The 17343-nt window shown below is 35.7% G+C and carries 18 protein-coding genes and 1 tRNA gene; 14 read left to right on the forward strand and 5 right to left on the reverse strand.

Annotated elements, in window-relative coordinates; all coding sequences use genetic code 11:
• Positions 1–383: 383 nt before the first annotated feature.
• A complete protein-coding gene (locus K350_RS0119215; protein WP_037576439.1) occupies positions 384–767 on the reverse strand; it encodes a VOC family protein in 384 nt (127 codons plus the stop codon).
• Positions 768–1233: 466 nt separating this feature from the next.
• Between K350_RS0119215 and K350_RS0119220 the strand changes: the two genes are divergently transcribed.
• The 5 genes from K350_RS0119220 to K350_RS0119240 all read left to right on the forward strand — a co-directional run bounded on the left by K350_RS0119220 (position 1234) and on the right by K350_RS0119240 (position 5798).
• Positions 1234–1740 (forward strand): NADH-quinone oxidoreductase subunit A, encoded by a 507-nt coding sequence (locus K350_RS0119220; protein ID WP_028981282.1) that lies wholly within the window; start codon positions 1234–1236, stop codon positions 1738–1740.
• A gap of 4 nt (positions 1741–1744) precedes the next feature.
• Positions 1745–2272 carry an NADH-quinone oxidoreductase subunit NuoB gene (gene nuoB, locus K350_RS0119225; protein ID WP_028981283.1) on the forward strand — a complete coding sequence of 176 codons (528 nt, stop codon included), beginning with the start codon at positions 1745–1747 and terminating at the stop codon, positions 2270–2272.
• Between the two features lie 125 nt (positions 2273–2397).
• Positions 2398–2892: an NADH-quinone oxidoreductase subunit C gene (locus K350_RS0119230; protein ID WP_028981284.1), complete on the forward strand. Its 495-nt coding sequence runs from the start codon at positions 2398–2400 to the stop codon at positions 2890–2892.
• Position 2893: 1 nt separating this feature from the next.
• Positions 2894–4114 (forward strand): NADH-quinone oxidoreductase subunit D, encoded by a 1221-nt coding sequence (locus tag K350_RS0119235; protein ID WP_028981285.1) that lies wholly within the window; start codon positions 2894–2896, stop codon positions 4112–4114.
• A gap of 175 nt (positions 4115–4289) precedes the next feature.
• A complete protein-coding gene (locus K350_RS0119240; RefSeq protein ID WP_028981286.1) occupies positions 4290–5798 on the forward strand; it encodes a bifunctional ADP-dependent NAD(P)H-hydrate dehydratase/NAD(P)H-hydrate epimerase in 1509 nt (502 codons plus the stop codon).
• Positions 5799–5800: 2 nt separating this feature from the next.
• On the opposite strand, the gene K350_RS0119245 is transcribed toward K350_RS0119240, so the two are convergent.
• Complete coding sequence (locus tag K350_RS0119245) at positions 5801–6040, reverse strand: hypothetical protein (protein WP_028981287.1); 240 nt, start codon at positions 6038–6040, stop codon at positions 5801–5803.
• Between the two features lie 253 nt (positions 6041–6293).
• Between K350_RS0119245 and K350_RS29570 the strand changes: the two genes are divergently transcribed.
• The 3 genes from K350_RS29570 to K350_RS0119260 all read left to right on the forward strand — a co-directional run bounded on the left by K350_RS29570 (position 6294) and on the right by K350_RS0119260 (position 8045).
• Positions 6294–6740 carry a rhodanese-like domain-containing protein gene (locus K350_RS29570; RefSeq protein ID WP_051313364.1) on the forward strand — a complete coding sequence of 149 codons (447 nt, stop codon included), beginning with the start codon at positions 6294–6296 and terminating at the stop codon, positions 6738–6740.
• Positions 6741–7064: 324 nt separating this feature from the next.
• A complete protein-coding gene (locus tag K350_RS0119255) occupies positions 7065–7424 on the forward strand; it encodes a DUF1622 domain-containing protein (protein WP_028981288.1) in 360 nt (119 codons plus the stop codon).
• Between the two features lie 129 nt (positions 7425–7553).
• A complete protein-coding gene (locus K350_RS0119260; protein WP_156027102.1) occupies positions 7554–8045 on the forward strand; it encodes a hypothetical protein in 492 nt (163 codons plus the stop codon).
• A 157-nt stretch (positions 8046–8202) separates the two neighbouring features.
• Here the strand turns inward: K350_RS0119260 and K350_RS0119265 are convergent, their stop codons facing one another.
• A complete protein-coding gene (locus K350_RS0119265) occupies positions 8203–8688 on the reverse strand; it encodes a DUF5004 domain-containing protein (protein WP_028981290.1) in 486 nt (161 codons plus the stop codon).
• Positions 8689–9055: 367 nt separating this feature from the next.
• Between K350_RS0119265 and K350_RS0119275 the strand changes: the two genes are divergently transcribed.
• Positions 9056–9241, forward strand: coding sequence for a hypothetical protein (locus tag K350_RS0119275; protein WP_028981291.1), 186 nt, complete (start codon positions 9056–9058; stop codon positions 9239–9241).
• 229 nt (positions 9242–9470) lie between these two features.
• Here K350_RS0119275 and asnS read toward each other — a convergent pair whose 3' ends face one another.
• Positions 9471–10859: an asparagine--tRNA ligase gene (asnS, locus tag K350_RS0119285; protein WP_028981292.1), complete on the reverse strand. Its 1389-nt coding sequence runs from the start codon at positions 10857–10859 to the stop codon at positions 9471–9473.
• A gap of 170 nt (positions 10860–11029) precedes the next feature.
• On the opposite strand from asnS, the gene rpoN reads away from it, so the two are divergent.
• The 3 genes from rpoN to K350_RS0119300 are packed head-to-tail and all read left to right on the forward strand — an operon-like array spanning position 11030 to position 13963.
• A complete protein-coding gene (gene rpoN / locus K350_RS0119290; RefSeq protein WP_028981293.1) occupies positions 11030–12499 on the forward strand; it encodes an RNA polymerase factor sigma-54 in 1470 nt (489 codons plus the stop codon).
• 59 nt (positions 12500–12558) lie between these two features.
• Positions 12559–13179, forward strand: coding sequence for a hypothetical protein (locus K350_RS0119295; protein WP_156027103.1), 621 nt, complete (start codon positions 12559–12561; stop codon positions 13177–13179).
• Between the two features lie 7 nt (positions 13180–13186).
• Positions 13187–13963: an enoyl-CoA hydratase/isomerase family protein gene (locus K350_RS0119300; RefSeq protein WP_028981295.1), complete on the forward strand. Its 777-nt coding sequence runs from the start codon at positions 13187–13189 to the stop codon at positions 13961–13963.
• Positions 13964–13979: 16 nt separating this feature from the next.
• Here K350_RS0119300 and K350_RS0119305 read toward each other — a convergent pair whose 3' ends face one another.
• Positions 13980–14687 (reverse strand): outer membrane beta-barrel protein, encoded by a 708-nt coding sequence (locus K350_RS0119305; RefSeq protein WP_028981296.1) that lies wholly within the window; start codon positions 14685–14687, stop codon positions 13980–13982.
• A gap of 128 nt (positions 14688–14815) precedes the next feature.
• Between K350_RS0119305 and K350_RS0119310 the strand changes: the two genes are divergently transcribed.
• Together K350_RS0119310 and K350_RS0119320 are read left to right on the forward strand one after the other, a co-directional pair.
• Positions 14816–14889 (forward strand) — tRNA-Arg (locus K350_RS0119310).
• Positions 14890–16731: 1842 nt separating this feature from the next.
• Positions 16732–17298: a UpxY family transcription antiterminator gene (locus tag K350_RS0119320; RefSeq protein ID WP_028981297.1), complete on the forward strand. Its 567-nt coding sequence runs from the start codon at positions 16732–16734 to the stop codon at positions 17296–17298.
• The last annotated feature ends 45 nt before the right edge of the window (positions 17299–17343 follow it).

Raw genomic sequence — 17343 nt, forward strand, 5'->3', positions numbered from 1 at the left:
CTTTGTAATCAATATTTTATTGTAATAAATAAGTTTTTTGTCAAGAATAAAACTAAGTGTAATACCATTCCACTCACTTTCAGACATGGACACATCGGAAGAAATTGCTGCTCGTTTCAATGAGCTTGCATAGCTGAAAGAATGGTTTGAGAAGGGGAAATAAAGAAGGTAAGGGGCCTATACTCATATATGAAAAACTTCGTGAACACCAGCAGATGTGCCGCGCTCAACAAACCCCAGCCCCTGCGGAAAAGCAGCAGATCGGCAGCAGTGCAACCGCATCGCCAAACAAGACCACAAAAAAACTCAACGATCAAATCCGTTACTATTTGATGAAGAATTTAATTCAAGCCAGATTTTTAAAAGGATAATAACCTGTTGAATTATTTCTTTTGTACAACAGTTAGCCTATTCCCATAGAGGTCCAGGCAATGAAAAAATTTACTGTCCTGCGTTGAAACCAATGGCTCGGCAATCTTTACTCCGTTTTTCTTTACATGAGAATAAAATTGTTCTATGGCATCAGTGTATATCACCAAAGTTGGTGCTCCTCCTGTTTGTTTTCCTATTGGCAGCTTTGAAGGATCTGCTTTCATAAACCAAATTCCAAAATCATCATCATCGGAAAATGCAATATGCAGATACCTTTGTCCGTCTGGAGTTTCGCTGTCGTGAAGTATTTTGCACAGAAAGTTTTTTTGATAAAAATCCCAGGCTTTATCATAATCTTCCACAAGGATCACAGCCCGCCCTAATTTGGTATTCATAGTTATGTTTTTTATAGCTATAGCTTTATTACTTTTTCAAGCCTAAATAATTTACCATCCATCTTAGCCTTCTTTTACCGCAGAGTTTTCCTTGCGGAATTTCTTTACAAGTTGGCACAATAATAAGAACAGCAAACCAAAGGATAGGTTAATATTTTTTCGAAATTTTCTTGAAATACTCTTTATAGCGAGAATTTGAATCTTAGAGTAAATTTAAAATAAATGTTATGGATTAATGGAAATAATACCTCAAAAAGGTGGAATTAAAATTGGGGGTGATTGGATTGAAATACGATTTTAATGTATTGAAAAATAGGGTAATGTAAATTAGTTTGCTTAAAATTTAATCCTAACCTTATTAAGGTGTAGATTTGTATATACCTATAATCAGGAACAGAAAAAGAGGGTTTGTCTTCACTTGAAATTTCATGTGTAAAGTCCTGATTTTAAAATTAATTTCTAAAAAATGAATCAGGTTAAAAATAGTCAGCTATCTGAATTTGGAATCGTTTTCCTTTTTATAATCAGCGGAATATTATTTGCCGGACTGGTTATGATTACTTCAAAAATATTAAGGCCTCACCGTCCGAATGAAGAAAAATTAACCAGCTATGAATGTGGCGAGGACCCTGTCGGCAATGCCTGGGGACAATTTAACATGAGGTTTTATGTCATCGCCTTAATCTTTATTCTGTTTGAAGTAGAGGTGGTCTTCCTTTTTCCATGGGCGACAGTTTTCGGAAATAAAAAACTTATTGCAGCAACTGATGGCCTTTGGGCTTGGTTTTCAATTGGAGAAATGTTCATTTTTATAGCTATTCTGGCTTTGGGACTTGCATATGCTTGGGCAAGAGGATATCTGGACTGGGTAAAGCCAAGTCAGGAAATTTCGCAATTCAAATCTCCGGTTCCGAAGAAATTATACGAAGATATCAATACCAAGTATTCCGAAAAGACTAGATTAGAAAGGTAAACAAGTGGGACTATTAGATCATAAATATGGACAAGGTGGCATAATTCTTACAAAGGCAGATGATGTCATCAACTGGGCCAGGCTATCTTCCATCTGGCCGATGGGATTTGGTATTGCATGCTGTGCCATTGAGATGATGTCTACGTTTGCTTCCGGTTACGACCTGGAACGCTTTGGGATATTTCCCAGGCCTTCACCAAGACAATCTGATGTCATGATCGTTGCAGGAACAGTGACCTTCAAAATGGCCGACCGTATTAGAAGATTATATGAGCAAATGCCTGAACCCAGATATGTAATCTCTATGGGATCTTGCTCCAACTGCGGCGGACCATATTGGGAACATGGATATCATGTTGTTAAAGGAGTAGACAGAATTGTTCCTGTTGATGTTTATGTTCCAGGATGCCCTCCAAGGCCAGAAACACTTATCGGTGGCTTTATGAAACTTCAGGAAAAAATAAGAACAGAAAGCATAAAGGAACCGAAGCTTATCAACAAGGTGCTTGAGAAGAAAAAAGCTTTAAGCTGAAAGCACAATGCGAAAAGCTGAAAGTATTTGATTTGAATCAAAAGCTTTAAATATAGTGCTATACTGAAGTCTTTCTCCTTTAGGAGAAGGACTTAAGATGAGGTGAACTTTTAAATCATTTAATTATGACCTTTCAGGAAATTAAAGAACTGATCATACAGGAATCTGGTGCGGAAACGGTAGTTGCTGAAAATTTGTCAGGGCTTCAACCTATACTAACTATTGCAAAGGAAAAACTTCCTCTGGTAGCAAGATTACTGTGGAGTAATGAAAAAACTTATTTTGATTACTTATCCTGCATTACGGCAATAGATAATCCGAAGACAGGAACACTTGAAGTCGTATATAATTTCTATTCCATTCCATACAACCACCATTTTACTCTCAGAGTGGAAACTTCAAGAGGAGATGAGAATGATTTACCTAAAGTCCCATCTCTTTGCGAAATCTATAAAACAGCCAACTGGCATGAACGTGAAGCTTTTGATCTTTTCGGAATTGTATTTGAGGGGCATCCAGATCTCAGGAGAATTCTTCTTCCTGCAGACTGGGAAGGATATCCTTTAAGAAAAGATTATAAAGAGCAGGAATATTATCACGGTATAAAAGTAGCTTATTAAGATGCCAACCGACAGGATTCAATACATTTACCATAAAGATAATCTCCAGAAGTCTGAGCCAACCCGCACGAAACCTGAAGACCTTAAAAGCGAGGAGATGATTATCAACCTCGGCCCTCAGCACCCATCAACGCATGGGGTTTTGAGGCTTGAGGTAATTACTGATGGTGAGTTTGTCAAAGAGGTCATTCCTCACATGGGTTATTTGCACAGATGTTTTGAAAAACATGCGGAAAACCTTCCTTACAATCAGATTATCCCATTTGTAGACCGAATGGATTACCTCGCTTCTATGAACTCAGAACATGTTTATGTTATGGGATTGGAGAAGATGCTGGGTATTGAAAATACTTTGCCTAAAAGAATAGAATATATCAGAGTGCTAGTTGCAGAGCTTAACAGGCTCGCTTCTCATTTTGTAGCAATCGGAACTTACGGTATAGATATCGGAGCATTTACTCCATTTCTCTGGCTGATGCGCGATAGAGAGCACATTCAACGTCTTTTGGAATGGGTATGCGGAGCCAGAATGCTATACAACTATATCTGGGTAGGCGGTTTGTTTTATGATCTCCCGGTCGGCTTTGAAGAACGTTGTGCAGACTTCATTAAATATCTTAAGCCGAAAATGAAGGAATTGGAAGCGCTGGTAATTAATAATAAAATTTTTATTCAGCGTACAGCCAATATAGGAGTGTTGCCTTTGGATCTTGCTATCAACTATGGTTGTTCAGGGCCAATGTTGAGAGCTTCTGGTTTAAAATATGATTTGCGGAAGGTTGATGGTTATTCTGTGTATCCCGAACTGGACTTCGATATTCCTGTTGGAAAAGGTGATATGGGAACAGTAGGAGATTGCTGGGATAGGAACTATGTCAGAGTTCTGGAGTGCTATGAGTCCATTAAGATTATTGAACAGTGTCTCGTGCAGCTTACCGGAACTCATATGAGAACAAGGGAATTTGATCCCCAGGCAATGGTCCCTAAAAAGATTAGACCTAAGGCAATGGATTTTTATGTAAGAGGTGAAACACCAAAAGGAGAGCTAGGCTTTTACTTTAGATCTACCGGCAATACTGATGTTCCTTATAGATGTAAAGGACGTTCTCCATGTTTTGTAAACCTTTCTGTTATTAATGAATTATCAAGAAATACAATGCTCGCTGACTTAATTGCTATCATTGGATCTATAGATGTGGTAATGGGAGAAGTAGACAGATAAGTTAAGTAGTAAGTTATAAGTTTTAAGTTGAAAGCTGACAAAGCCTAAAGTGCAAAGCTGAAAGTCCTATTACCTTGCTGATTGTCTTTAATTGAACCAGAAACATAAAATATTGCATTGAACTAAAGTCCTTCTCCTTCAGGAGAAGGATTTAGGATGAGGTCTTTTTCCCCTTATGAAAATCCTTTCTGCTGATCAGATCAGAGCACTAGATGCTTTTACAATTCAAAATGAGCCAATCTCATCAATTGATCTGATGGAAAGGGCTTCTGCAACTTTTGTAAATTGGTTTATAGAACACTTTAATCCTGATAGAGAAGTTTATATTTTTTGTGGTCCGGGAAACAATGGCGGAGACGGACTTGCAGTTGCCCGATTATTGACCCAGGTTCAATATTCTGTTAAGGTATTTGTTTTTCCTTCCGACAAATATAGTGCTGACTTTGAAATTAACTTTAGAAGACTTGAGAAGCTGATAACAATTAGTAAGATCAGTTCAACAGAACATATTCCTGTCTTTCCTAAAGCAGCAGTTGTTATCGATGCAATCTTTGGCTCAGGTTTATCAAGACCTGTAGGGGGCTTATATGCAGATGTTATAAAATCCATTAATGAATCTTCAACGATTAAAATTGCGATCGATATAGCTTCAGGACTATTCTGTGACTCAAATAATGAAGATTCTGTTAAAGTTAAGGTTGATTACACCTTTACATTTCAGCTACCAAAACTTTCTTTTTTGCTTCCTCAGAATGAAAAATTCACAGGCTCATGGATTGCCAGAGATATCGGATTGGATAAGACTTTTATAGAAGATCAAAGCTCTGTTTTTTCTTATGTAAACGAAGGTGAAATTTTTCCTCTTGTAAAACCAAGAAAGAAATTCAGCCATAAAGGTGATTATGGAAAAGCTTTGATTATGGCAGGTAGCTTTGGCATGATGGGTGCAGCAGTTTTAAGTGGCAAAGCTTGTTACAGGGCTGGAGCAGGATTAGTAAAATTCTATACACCAAAATGTGGTGTTCAGATATTGCAGTCAGCTTTACCAGAGGCTATTCTGAGTGCTGATCCGGAAGAAAATTTTATCTCAAAGCTTCCTGACCTAGCAGGTTTTAATGCTGTGGCGGCTGGACCTGGATGGTATGAGGGAGATGAGTCTACAAATGTATTGAGACTCTTGTTTGAGAATAAAAATTTAAAACTTGTTCTTGATGCTGGTGCTTTAAATGTGTTAAGTAAAAACAAGGATCTTTTGAAATCGCTACCAGACAATACCATTCTTACTCCGCATCCCGGGGAGTTTAAAAGGCTTGCAGGAGATTTTCCTGATGATTATTCAAGATTAGATGGGCTAAGAAAGTTTTCAGCAAAGTACAAATGCATAGTCGTGCTAAAGGGAGCCAACACCATGGTTGCTTCACCGGATGGGAATGTGAGTTTTAATAGCACCGGCAATCCGGGGATGGCAACTGCCGGAAGCGGAGATGTATTGACTGGAATCATTGTATCCCTTCTGGCGCAGGGTTACACCCCATCATTTTCAGCAAAGCTTGGAGTCTATCTACATGGATATGCCGGAGATAGTGCAGCTTCTAAATACGGAACCGCATCCATCATTGCAGAAGATATAATTGAAGGGATAAAAGATTTTTACCTGAAGTGTGACAAGTCCTTCAGTAATTAATGTTATGAATCGACTTTCACTACTACCCCTGAAGAGTCATAAAGAACTTCTCTGAGTTGTCCTCTGTATTCAAAGTTAGCTTCATATTGTTTGTTTTTCTTTTCTTCCCATTTAACTTTTACATCAGTAGGAAAGTCGCTGTAAAATGCATTGATAACAGGATCAGGAACCTGAGTTGGATCCAGATTTTTGTTGCAGGCAAATGCTATCAATATCAGGAGGCAAATGACGATTTTCTTCATTTCTTATACTCTTTAGAAATAAAACCTCAAAAAATTGAATATTGTTGGAAACAAATTCGACTTATCTCTTTTGGCCTGATGTTTGTTGACCAATAATCAATTACTTCATTAAAAACTTTAATGAATTGATTGACAGAGGTAGTTTAAACGATTAATGCCGATTAAAATTTAAAGGAGTTTTATCCGTTTTATAATATCTTGCAGACCTTACGAATAAGATTTAATTTTACCTTTAGAAGCTCAATAAGAATATATGAAACTAACTTCAAAATTTACTGTGATTTTCATTATGCTGATTTCTGTCGGCATTCTTTCTTTTACTTTAAATAAAAGTGACAATCCATTTACTGAGGAATATCTGATCGAACCATCAGAATTGGCAAGGATTCTGAACAGTTCCACTGCTAAGCAGCCCGTAATTTTTAATATGGGGCCTATGCAACATATTAAAGGTTCTGTAAATGTAGGTATTGGAAACAGTACTTCAGGTATGAATCAGCTTCAGGCTAAAGTTAGCAAGCTAAATAAAAATCAGTTTATAGTTATTTATTGTGGATGCTGCGCCATGCAAAATTGCCCTAATGTGAAGCAACCATATGATTACCTCAAAAACGCTGGCTTCGAAAATTTTAAAATTCTTAATATTAAAAGTAGTTTGAGTGAAGATTGGGTAAATAAAGGCTATCCAATGAATAATTAATCTAATGGTAATAGATTTCAGAAAAGGGCTTTTTTTAAGCCCTTTTTTTGTTTGTCGGCATTTTTTATTTTTTCATCGAAGAATCCACTTTTTTAAGGAACGTTTTCAAAACTCGAAGTCTGATTGATATAAGTATTAAAAGTTGTACCAAAAGGGAGTATATTTTTTTAATTGATTGTCCTAAATATTCCCTTAGGGTTTTTTATCTTTTTAACTCTTATTTTTTAAACTTTTTATTTTTACCTGGGAGGCTGAAGTGATATTCAGCCTTCTTTCTTTTTAATAAAAAGGCAAACAAATGCTTTATCAGGTTGTTCCTTTTTTATGGAAGAAATAGTAAAATCAATAACAACGGCATTGGCAAGAGGGGTAGAAATTGCAGCCGCAATGGTTATTGGTATTGCTTCTGTTAGAGCAATTGTAATGTTTTTAGGTAATTATTTTAAAAAGTTAGCACCTAAAAAAATATCAATAGAAGACATTCGTTTGTCTTTGGGACGTTCTCTGGCATTGGCTTTAGAGTTTCTATTAGGGGCAGATATACTAAAAACAGCTGTCGCTCCCACATGGAATGAAATCGGACAACTGGCAGCAATAGCTGTATTGAGAACAGCCTTAAACTTTTTTCTGGACCGGGAACTTAGAAATAATGAAATAAGCAGGTCTGCCGAGCCAAGAGGATAATAGAGAAAAGTTTGGTGTTTTTTTGCTAAAAAAGGAACGGCTATTTTGCTGGAAATTTTTAGGTATTGTTTAATTGTTTTACGGTTTATATATTAAAAGATGCAACTGAATTTTTTAAAACTTTTTTTTGTGAAAATCCTGATAGCAATATTTTTAACCAGCATATTCGTCTCTTGCGGAAAAACTGAAGACCCAACACCTTCATCGCACAGCAACTATGTTGATGAAAGAAAAGACTTTATAGGTGAAATAAAGGCATTAAGAACAATCTATAATTCTGAAAACCCCAATTTATCAGATCTCAAAGATTCAATACTTGTAATTATTGAAGAAAGATCAACCAATAACAGAGCCCTTTTGATTACAATGAGGGATATTTCGGGAAAAGATATAATATCCAGGTTCGAAGCAGAGGTTTTCGAATTTTCAAATGAATCTATGAAGTTTTCCGTACTTCCTTCAACTTCTGGATCTGCAGTATATGGCCCGTATTATCAAGCTGGAGCATCTACAAAAGACGGAAACTACAATCCTTCCGGAAATTATCTGAATATCACTTTCACTCAGACTGAAAATAATGTAACAAGGCAGGTGTTGGTTTTGAAGAGAAATTCTAATTAATAGAGCTGAAAGCTAAAGCACAAAGCGTAGAGTGAAGAAAAAGTGCCTGTATCGCAATCCTTTTTCTGAAGTCCTTCAATGCAGGTTATTCTATAAAAAGTATTAAAAAAGGCAGCCATTAAAGATAGCTGCCTTTTTTCTTATTTAACCTAATTTTTTATTGAGCAGTGAAGGTTCCCCTTGCAGTGATGCCGCTATAAGTAGTAGTAGCATTAATAGTTGTACTTGATACTGATATAAGATTCAGAACTCTTTCATTGTCGGTGCCTTTATCAGTTGTCAGAGTTTTTTGGTCTGCCGAAAGCTCCCAAGTTCCTGATGTTGGAAGAGCTGGGCTACAAACTGTTGTTTTTGGATCTAAGGTATATGTGCCATCTGCATTATAAGTTATGATATCATCTTTTATGCAGTCTACAAATTGAGTAACTAGAGGATTAGTAGAATTGTAAATATCTGTTGTATCAGTTGATATAATGGGTATAAGTGCTTTTGCTGCAGTTAGTTTCCAGTTTTTTCCTACAATAAGTTCTTTAGTTTTAGAATCTTGTTGTGGGTTATTAGGAGTAGCATCATCCTTGTCTTTTTTACAACCTGCGAAAACCAATAGGCCACAAAAAGCCAATAGTGTCAGTTTTAATTTCATAATTTTTAATATGGAATGGTTAAATTAATTATCGATAAATATGTCAAATGGCTAAAAAGTAAACAGGAAAATTAAAACATCTGCGGTTGATATCTTTTTCCGGTAACTTTTAATCGAAATTTAGTATTAATGTTTGAGCTATGCGAAATTATTTTACTAAAATAAATATAGGGAAGGCTCCGTTTTTAAAATTGTCAAGATTTTAAATTGTCTGTATGGTTCATATAATTTCATTCATTTTTATGATATTAGTGATGGGGTGCGCCCACAATACTTCAGAATCCTGTTTTACAGATAAAAAAAGACCTAAGAAAAACAGGAAAAAGGAGGTTATCATCATTTATGAACGTCAAAAACCAAGTTTCCAATGAATAGAAAATTACAGATTTTATCCCTGACAATACTTGTGCTTATATTATCAGCTTGCGCAGCAGGAAAGAAAGGCTGCAATACCTGTCCGGATTTTGACAAGAAAGGAAAAAAATACCCTAAAGCTAAAAATAAAAAAAGAGCTTCAGTGGCAAAACCTGAGACCTCTTATCTTTTTGCTTAAATCATTTCTATCTTTTTTATTTAAGATTTTTAATTCTATGAAAAATGCATTACTGCTAGTTTTCGTAATACAGATGGTTATGGTATCGGCCTGTACGGTATTTAAAAAGTCCTGCGCAACCTGTCCATCTTATCCGAAGAAACCGAAAAAGCCTAAAAGCAAAAAGAGGATATCTTATTCCAATCAGGGAAAAGATATCCTCTTTATTTAAAATTAAATTTTTTTTCTATTAAAACTCTGCGCTCTGCGGGGTTCTTGGGAAAGGAATAACATCTCTGATATTACCCATTCCTGTTACAAATAACATTAACCTTTCAAAGCCAAGTCCGAAACCTGAGTGAGGTGCAGTTCCGAATTTTCTGGTTTCAAGGTACCACCAGATATCCTGCTCATGTATACCTACCTCTTTAACTCTGCGAAGTAGTTTTTCATAGTTTTCCTCTCTCTGAGATCCTCCGATGATCTCACCGATACCAGGGAAAAGCACATCCATTGCTCTTACTGTTTTTCCATCCTCATTTTGCTTCATGTAAAAAGCTTTGATTTTTTCAGGATAGTCTGTCAGAATTACCGGTTTGTTATAGTGTTTTTCAACAAGATAACGCTCGTGCTCTGACTGAAGGTCAGTTCCCCAGTCAACTTTGTATTCGAATTTTTGTCCGCTTTTTTGAAGTATTTCAACCGCAGTTGTATAGGATACTCTTTCAAAAGGTGTACTTACAACCGATTTTAATCTGTCGATCAGTTCCTTATCATACATTTTGTTCAGGAATTCAAGATCGTCAGTGCAGTTGTCAAGCGCATATTGCACTAAGTATTTTAGAAATTCCTCAGCAAGATCCATATTGTCATGGATGTCATAAAATGCCATTTCAGGCTCAATCATCCAGAACTCAGCAAGGTGTCTTGCAGTGTTTGAGTTTTCGGCTCTGAAAGTTGGTCCGAAAGTGTAAATTTCTCCAAGCGCCATTGCTCCCAATTCACCTTCCAGCTGACCTGATACTGTCAGGTTAGTTTCTTTTCCGAAGAAATCCTCCTTATAGTTTACTGAGCCATCAGGATTTTTAGGAGGATTAACAGGATCCAGGGTTGTTACTCTGAACATTGCGCCTGCACCTTCAGCATCAGAACCGGTAATAATCGGTGTATGCAGATATACAAATCCCTTGTCATTGAAGAATTTATTCACCGCAAACGCCATATGGTGTCTGATTCTTAAGACAGCTCCAAAGGTATTCGTACGAGGACGTAGGTGTGCAATCTCTCTTAAAAACTCCAGAGTATGTCCTTTTTTCTGTAATTGGAAAGTTTGAGGATCAGCAGTTCCAAGTACCTCGATTTCTATTGCCTGTAATTCAACAGGCTGTCCCTGAGCAGGAGATTCAACCAGTTTACCAGTTACAGAAATACAAGCCCCGGTAGTAACATCCTTCAGATTTTCTTCACTGAAAGAAGATGCTTCTGCTACGATTTGTATATTATTAATAGTAGAACCGTCATTAAGCGCTATAAAGGACACATTCTTATTTCCTCTTTTCGTCCTTACCCAACCTTTTACATTGAATGATTTTCCAAACTCCTTAGAATTCAGGAGGTGTGTTATTTTTGTTCTTTTCACAGTCAAAAAAGAATTAAAACTAAAATTGAAACAATAAAATCTTATAATCTGTTAGCAAAAAAAGGATATTTTACCTTTTTAGGCAAAGTTTTATCAAAATATAATAATTTTGTCAGGGTCGGCATGGTTTTTGGCATCCCAGAATTTTCAAATTTTTAATGTCGGTTTTTATGCAAAAATTAGGAATAAACCAGACTTTACAACAAAAACTTTCACCTCAGCAGATTCAATTTATAAAACTGCTGCAGATCCCTACTGCCGAGCTGGAGAGCAGAATAGAAGAAGAGCTTGAAATTAACCCGGCACTGGAAGAAGGGAAAGAGGAATATTCCTCGGAAGAAAGTCAGTCTGAAAACGAAAATGAATATGATCAGGAGGAAGGTGAAGGAGATGGCGATAATTATAATGATGACGAATTGAGCGTAGAAGACTATATCCGTGACGATGATATCAGTGGATATAAAATGGTCGGAGATGGTCCAAGTGAAGAAGAAGACAAAGAGATGCCCATTGCCAGTGGTTCCACCCTGGCCGATGCACTTATCAGTCAATTGGGCTTTTTGAAGCTGGACGAACGCCAAACGAACATCGGAAAACAACTTATCGGGAGTATCGACAGCGATGGCTATATTAGAAGAGAGTTAGAACAAATCGTAGATGACCTTGCCTTTGGGCAGAATATAGAAACGAATGCAGAGGAAATCGAGAAGATACTTTTCCGAATTCAGCAATTTGATCCAGCAGGAATAGGGGCACGATCGCTTCAGGAATGTCTGGTTCTTCAGCTTGAAAGAAAAGATGACAGTGACCCCTCAGTTGAAATTGCGCTTAAAGTCGTTGAAGAAAACTTCGAAGAATTTACCAAAAAGCATTACGATAAAATACAGAAAAGACTGGATATCGATGATGACCTGATGAAACAGGCAATACATCTGATTACCAAATTGAATCCTAAACCAGGAGGAGGTGCGGTTGACGATGTGAAAACTCAGTATATCATTCCTGATTTTATTTTAGTAAATAATAACGGAAAACTTGAGCTTTCTTTGAACTCCCGAAACGCTCCTGAGTTAAGAATCAGCAGATCTTACACAGAGATGTTTGATACCTATGACAAGAGCTCTAAAAAGGATAAAAAACTTAAGGAAGCTGTGTCGTTTGTCAAGCAAAAGCTTGATGCCGCCAAATGGTTTATAGATGCCATAAGACAAAGGCAGCTGACGCTTATGCGGACAATGGAAGCTATTGTGAAATATCAGTATGACTTTTTCCTTGAAGGGGATGAAGCCAAACTGAAGCCAATGATATTAAAAGATATTGCAACTGAGATCAACATGGATATTTCAACAGTATCCAGAGTTGCAAACAGTAAATCTGTTCAGACAGAATTTGGAATTTATCCATTAAAGTATTTCTTTTCAGAAGGAATTTCCACAGAATCGGGAGAAGATGTCAGCAGTAGAGAAGTGAAGCATATTCTAAAGGAAATTATTGATGCAGAAGATAAAAGGAAACCTTGTTCAGATGAAAAACTTGAAAAACTTCTGAAAGAAAGAGGCTATCCCATTGCAAGAAGGACAGTAGCAAAATACAGGGAGCAATTGAATATCCCTGTTGCCAGATTAAGAAAGGAATTATAATAGTGGTAACGAGATACAAGCAAGCTAAAAGGAAATTCAATATCTTAAAAAGTACAGCAATGATTCTTTCTGTACTTTTTCATCCTGTAATATTGCCAACCTATGTGTTTGCTTGTTTGATATTTTTTGCTCCGGCTACTTTCAGTACGCTGAGCGAACAAGGTAAATATTATCTCTTGCTGCTTATATTTATTACAACCTGCATTTTACCCATTTTCCTTATGACCATCTTTCTGCAACTCACAAACAGAACGATGAATCTCAAAACTTTTTTTATGGGAAACAGAAGGGAAAGGATTGTTCCTTACCTTATAACTGCGATATTTTATAGCAGTCTGGCATACTTTTTTGATACCTATCTGCACATGAGTGGTCTTATAATTTATCTGATTGCTGCTATAGGAGTTACCATTCTGGTGCTGGCTTTGATCACTCTTTTTTATAAAGTAAGCGCTCATTCTACCGGTCTTTCTGGATCTATTGTAATATTGGTAATGCTTTCAATGAGATTTACAGATAATGATTTGTTCTATCCTATTTTAACTTTTATTCTGATATCCGGTTTTGTCATGAGCTCCAGGCTATTTCTTAAAGCCCATACTGGAATGGAAGTCGTGACTGGAGTTTTAACAGGATTTATTGTTAACTTTTGCATATTTTATTTTCTTTTAATCGGATAACAAGGCTATGTACCAGCATATTTTATTGGAAAAAAAAGGTGGAGCGGTCAGATTAACTCTGAACAGGCCGGAAGTGTATAACGCTCTTAACGAAACCCTCTGCAGAGAAATCCAGCAGGCTTTAAAAGAGATTAATGAGGATAAAACGATAAAGGTTTTAATATTGACGGGAGCAGGAAAGGGCTTTTGCAGCGGTTTAGATCTGAAGTCAATAAATATTAAAGATGCCAGTGTATCGGATGTTGTTAAAGAGCTGTTTAACCCTATAGTAACAGGGATAAAAACGCTCAATATACCTGTAATAGCATTGATAAACGGACCGGCAGTCGGAGCAGGATGCTCATTGGCATTGGCCGCAGATATGGTGATTGCAAATGAAAATGCAACTTTTGGGTTTACCTTTGTAAATATAGGTCTGATCCCGGATACTGGTATTTCTTATTTTTTGCCACGATTGGCTGGCAATCTCAAGGCATTTGAGCTATTTGCTCTCGGAAAAACAATCCTTGCTACCGAAGCTCAGCAATACGGACTTGTAAATTCTGCAGTCAAAGTCGAAGAATTGGAAGAAACTGTGGATAAATTAGTAGCGTATTTTGCAACTGCTCCGACCAAAGCCATTGGTTTTATAAAAAAACTGGTGACGGAATCAAGTGAAAACACCTTGTCTTCTATGCTAGATCAGGAAGCTAAGTTTCAGGAGAAAGCTGCTCACACAAATGACTTTAAAGAGGGCGTTGCAGCGTTCGTAACTAAAAGAAAACCTGATTTTAAAGGAGAATAGAAGCCTTTTAGCCTTCCTAAAAAGAAGAAATCGTTATTCCAACAAGAAACGGAGTTGCTTCTGGTCCTTTGTTATCTTTAAAGAGTTTGTTTAAGCTGTAGTATCCATATAAGCTTAACCCCCCAATTCCTATCCTGGCAGTAAGACCATAGCGAAACCTGTTTAAGTTAAAATCTCTTATTTCTTTTTCCTTAATGGTTTCATCATTTTCTTTGAATTTGACTTTTGTCATTGATTTTAAAAGAAGGCCAGCTTTAAAACCTACGGCTAATTTTACAGCCCTGGGCCAATACCGTTTAGACTGAAATCTTAATTCAAGCGGAGCATCAAGATAAGTTAGGCTAAGTTTTGACTTTTTGTATGTTTTTTCAGGATCCCTATCTACAAAGAATACTAAAGAGTCCTGAGATATAAATAGATTGGTGTTCTTTGCCGAAAAGGAATAATTATCAAAGGCTATACAGAGTCCGGAAGTGAAATACAATTTTTTGGAAATTTTTATATGAGAATAGTGACCAAAAGCAGCACCTCTTGATCCCCAGGCTCTTAAATCTAATGCTTGAGGGTGATCTGACCATTGATTTAAATAAAGATCTAACCTGAAAGCCCTTATAAGGTGCCTTCCTTTATATTCGTCATGTTTGGAAAGGGTATCAGTAGTAGTTTGTGCACCGGCAGCAAGGGCAAAAAGGAGAAAAGAAAGGTTAAAAAAGATTTTTTTCATGAAGCGAGTTTTACTTTTGGTAAACTTAGGTAAAAAAGGAATTGTTTTAGGAATTGTTTGAAGTAATTTGAATTCTATTTTAAAATAGCAGATTTATTTTATAAATTTGCACTCCTTAATTGGAAAATGCACTCGTAGCTCAATTGGATAGAGCATCTGACTACGGATCAGAAGGTTTGGGGTTCGACTCCCTACGAGTGCACGAAAGGCAGTCATTTTAAAATGATTGCCTTTTTAATTTTAAGGTAAGTAGTTCTTCATTTGTCTTGGATATTAGTCACCATTCAGCTTTAATAATTTAATTAAAATAAACCTTCCCTATCAAATTGAAAATTTGCATGGTGCCAAGCCAGATTATTACAGCAGGAATGAGGAACTTTTTTATTATTGTTAAAAACATATTCAAGTAAAAATTTAAAATCCATTAAAAAAATAAGTATTCAATATCTCTTCAAAGATAACTCGATAACACCACGGATCACATCTATTAGATTTCTCTTCGATAAATAAGTCTTTATTCTTCTCCTCTCAAACATGATATTTTATAAGGTTGAATATGTAATTTATGTCTAATCTTATAAAACTATATTTCAGTATTCTTTCAACTCCGATATAAAAATCAATAAACACATAATGATTATTCTTTATTGAATGATTTAAGGATAACATAAAATCTTCTGTCTTTCATAAAAAGCAAGCTGTATAGCACTCTGAAAATTATAAGAGAAATAGGCGTATGCTATTTTCAAAATGATAAGAATGCTTTAATAGATTGGAAATATCAAGTGATATTTTGTTGACATCAACTCAGATAAAAACATATCTTGGGCAAAACCTATATGACATAAAAATGAAATATCAAATGATAAGGCCAGAACTTAGAAGCTAAAGTTTAAGATCACATACAAAAATTAATGTTAAATAATTTGTTAAGATATTGTTGATAGCATTTAGACTTGAGATAGCTTGAATCATTGATATTCTTAATGAAAAGAATATATGTCAAATGAAGAATTCTTCTAAAGTATGCTTACAGGTTTTTAGACATAATTAAAAATTATTTTTCAAATTGATGAGATAACTTATCCTTCTAAATGCCCCTGTTGATGCGTCTTTTAAAAAATATTTATTCGTCGAAGACAACTAAATATTCAAGCGATTTAATTGTGGATTGCTTTATGACTCTATGACTTTATAGACGTATGTTTAGCCGAATGCTCAAGTAAAAATATGCCAAAGAGTGTTTTATTTTGATGTTTAAACATGTTCATATTCAGCTAATTTTTTGTTAAATCTTTGTTGTAAATTTGGAGAACCAAAAAATAAAGTATAGTTTTCGAAACAATCAGTAAAGCTCAATAATCATTAGGATTTTTTCTTGTTAAACTTGTCAAAAGCTCATACTTGCTAATTGACCAAGCGAAGCTATATTTAATCACACTATTCAATAAGAACCGCCTATGCTTAAAACATATAAATAGTAATCCAATCTACGATGATGTAGGTATTCTGATTTAAAACCTGCATTAAAAGCAACCTTGTAAGTCTTTTTAACCGCGCCAGAAGCGGAAAGAGCAGTTGAACGTGAGATATCATTAGGAGTTAAGATGTCTTTTGACCAGCATCAAAAACATAGCTAATCAATAACCACGTACTTTCAACTCGTTTTTCAATAAATTAATATTTGTAATTTTTCTTTGTCAGAAGCACTGTCTGCTAATTGACCAAGCGAAGCTATATCAATCTTAGAGTACTTTGAAACCGCTATGCATTCTGATAAGATAGTAATCCAAGTTACAATTGATGTTAGTATTTAATTTGTAAATCCAGCATCAGAAACAAACTTGTGGATTCTATATGCATGCATAGAAGCGGGAGGTAATTTTAGCAGCTATAATTAGTTTAGATGTTTCCACTTAACATATAAACTGTAGCTTCAATATTCACATCTTTTTGAACAAATAATTATTAAAAATTTTTCTTGTCAAAGCATTGAATGCTAATTGACCAGGCGTAGCTATAATGAATTTAAAGAGAACCACCTATGTCCACTACATTCAAACAGAAATCCCAAATGGATGTTGGTATTTCTATCTTAGAACCGACATCTAAAAAAAATTGGTATGTATTTCACACCGCACCAAGAGCGGAAAAAGTAGTTCTACGTGAATTGTCAAATAAGGGGTACGATGTTTTTTTACCAATAACAAAGACTTTAAGAGTCTGGAACAATCGGCAGAAAAAAATTATAGATCAGGTACTTTTCCCAAGCTATATTTTTGTAAATACAGAAGAAAAATACCTTCCTAAAATATCTCAAACACCTAAAATCACTACTGTTATACATTGCGGCGGTAAACCCTCAAAAATCAACAATAAGTGCATTGAAGGAATTAAGAATATGTTGGACTTAAATCAGGAAGTTTCCATAGAGGCCAATTTTTCTGAAGGAGAAAGAGTAAGGATTGTAAAAGGACCGTTGACTGGTTATGAAGGAGTCCTTTTGAGACAACAATCTAAAACAAAGTTTGGTATCAAATTGAAAGAAATTAATCAGACAGTATTTATTGATATTTGCACTAGTTTGATTGAGAAAATACCTTCGCTTTGAAGCTTCAGCATAAGGTTTTAAACATGGATTTTCGCATATTGCTTT

The sequence above is a fragment of the Sporocytophaga myxococcoides DSM 11118 genome (assembly GCF_000426725.1).
GTDB classification, from domain to species: Bacteria; Bacteroidota; Bacteroidia; order Cytophagales; family Cytophagaceae; genus Sporocytophaga; species Sporocytophaga myxococcoides.

What these genes read in the sequence shown, in the direction of transcription:
- K350_RS0119215 (WP_037576439.1), bottom strand. Translation starts at nt 767, where the DNA reads ATGAATACCAAATTAGGGCGGGCTGTGATCCTTGTGGAAGATTATGAT.
- K350_RS0119220 (WP_028981282.1), top strand. Translation starts at nt 1,234, where the DNA reads ATGAATCAGGTTAAAAATAGTCAGCTATCTGAATTTGGAATCGTTTTC.
- K350_RS0119230 (WP_028981284.1), top strand. Translation starts at nt 2,398, where the DNA reads ATGACCTTTCAGGAAATTAAAGAACTGATCATACAGGAATCTGGTGCG.
- K350_RS0119235 (WP_028981285.1), top strand. Translation starts at nt 2,894, where the DNA reads ATGCCAACCGACAGGATTCAATACATTTACCATAAAGATAATCTCCAG.
- K350_RS0119240 (WP_028981286.1), top strand. Translation starts at nt 4,290, where the DNA reads ATGAAAATCCTTTCTGCTGATCAGATCAGAGCACTAGATGCTTTTACA.
- K350_RS0119245 (WP_028981287.1), bottom strand. Translation starts at nt 6,040, where the DNA reads ATGAAGAAAATCGTCATTTGCCTCCTGATATTGATAGCATTTGCCTGC.
- K350_RS29570 (WP_051313364.1), top strand. Translation starts at nt 6,294, where the DNA reads ATGAAACTAACTTCAAAATTTACTGTGATTTTCATTATGCTGATTTCT.
- K350_RS0119255 (WP_028981288.1), top strand. Translation starts at nt 7,065, where the DNA reads ATGGAAGAAATAGTAAAATCAATAACAACGGCATTGGCAAGAGGGGTA.
- K350_RS0119265 (WP_028981290.1), bottom strand. Translation starts at nt 8,688, where the DNA reads ATGAAATTAAAACTGACACTATTGGCTTTTTGTGGCCTATTGGTTTTC.
- K350_RS0119275 (WP_028981291.1), top strand. Translation starts at nt 9,056, where the DNA reads ATGAATAGAAAATTACAGATTTTATCCCTGACAATACTTGTGCTTATA.
- rpoN (WP_028981293.1), top strand. Translation starts at nt 11,030, where the DNA reads ATGCAAAAATTAGGAATAAACCAGACTTTACAACAAAAACTTTCACCT.
- K350_RS0119295 (WP_156027103.1), top strand. Translation starts at nt 12,559, where the DNA reads ATGATTCTTTCTGTACTTTTTCATCCTGTAATATTGCCAACCTATGTG.
- K350_RS0119300 (WP_028981295.1), top strand. Translation starts at nt 13,187, where the DNA reads ATGTACCAGCATATTTTATTGGAAAAAAAAGGTGGAGCGGTCAGATTA.
- K350_RS0119305 (WP_028981296.1), bottom strand. Translation starts at nt 14,687, where the DNA reads ATGAAAAAAATCTTTTTTAACCTTTCTTTTCTCCTTTTTGCCCTTGCT.
- K350_RS0119320 (WP_028981297.1), top strand. Translation starts at nt 16,732, where the DNA reads ATGTCCACTACATTCAAACAGAAATCCCAAATGGATGTTGGTATTTCT.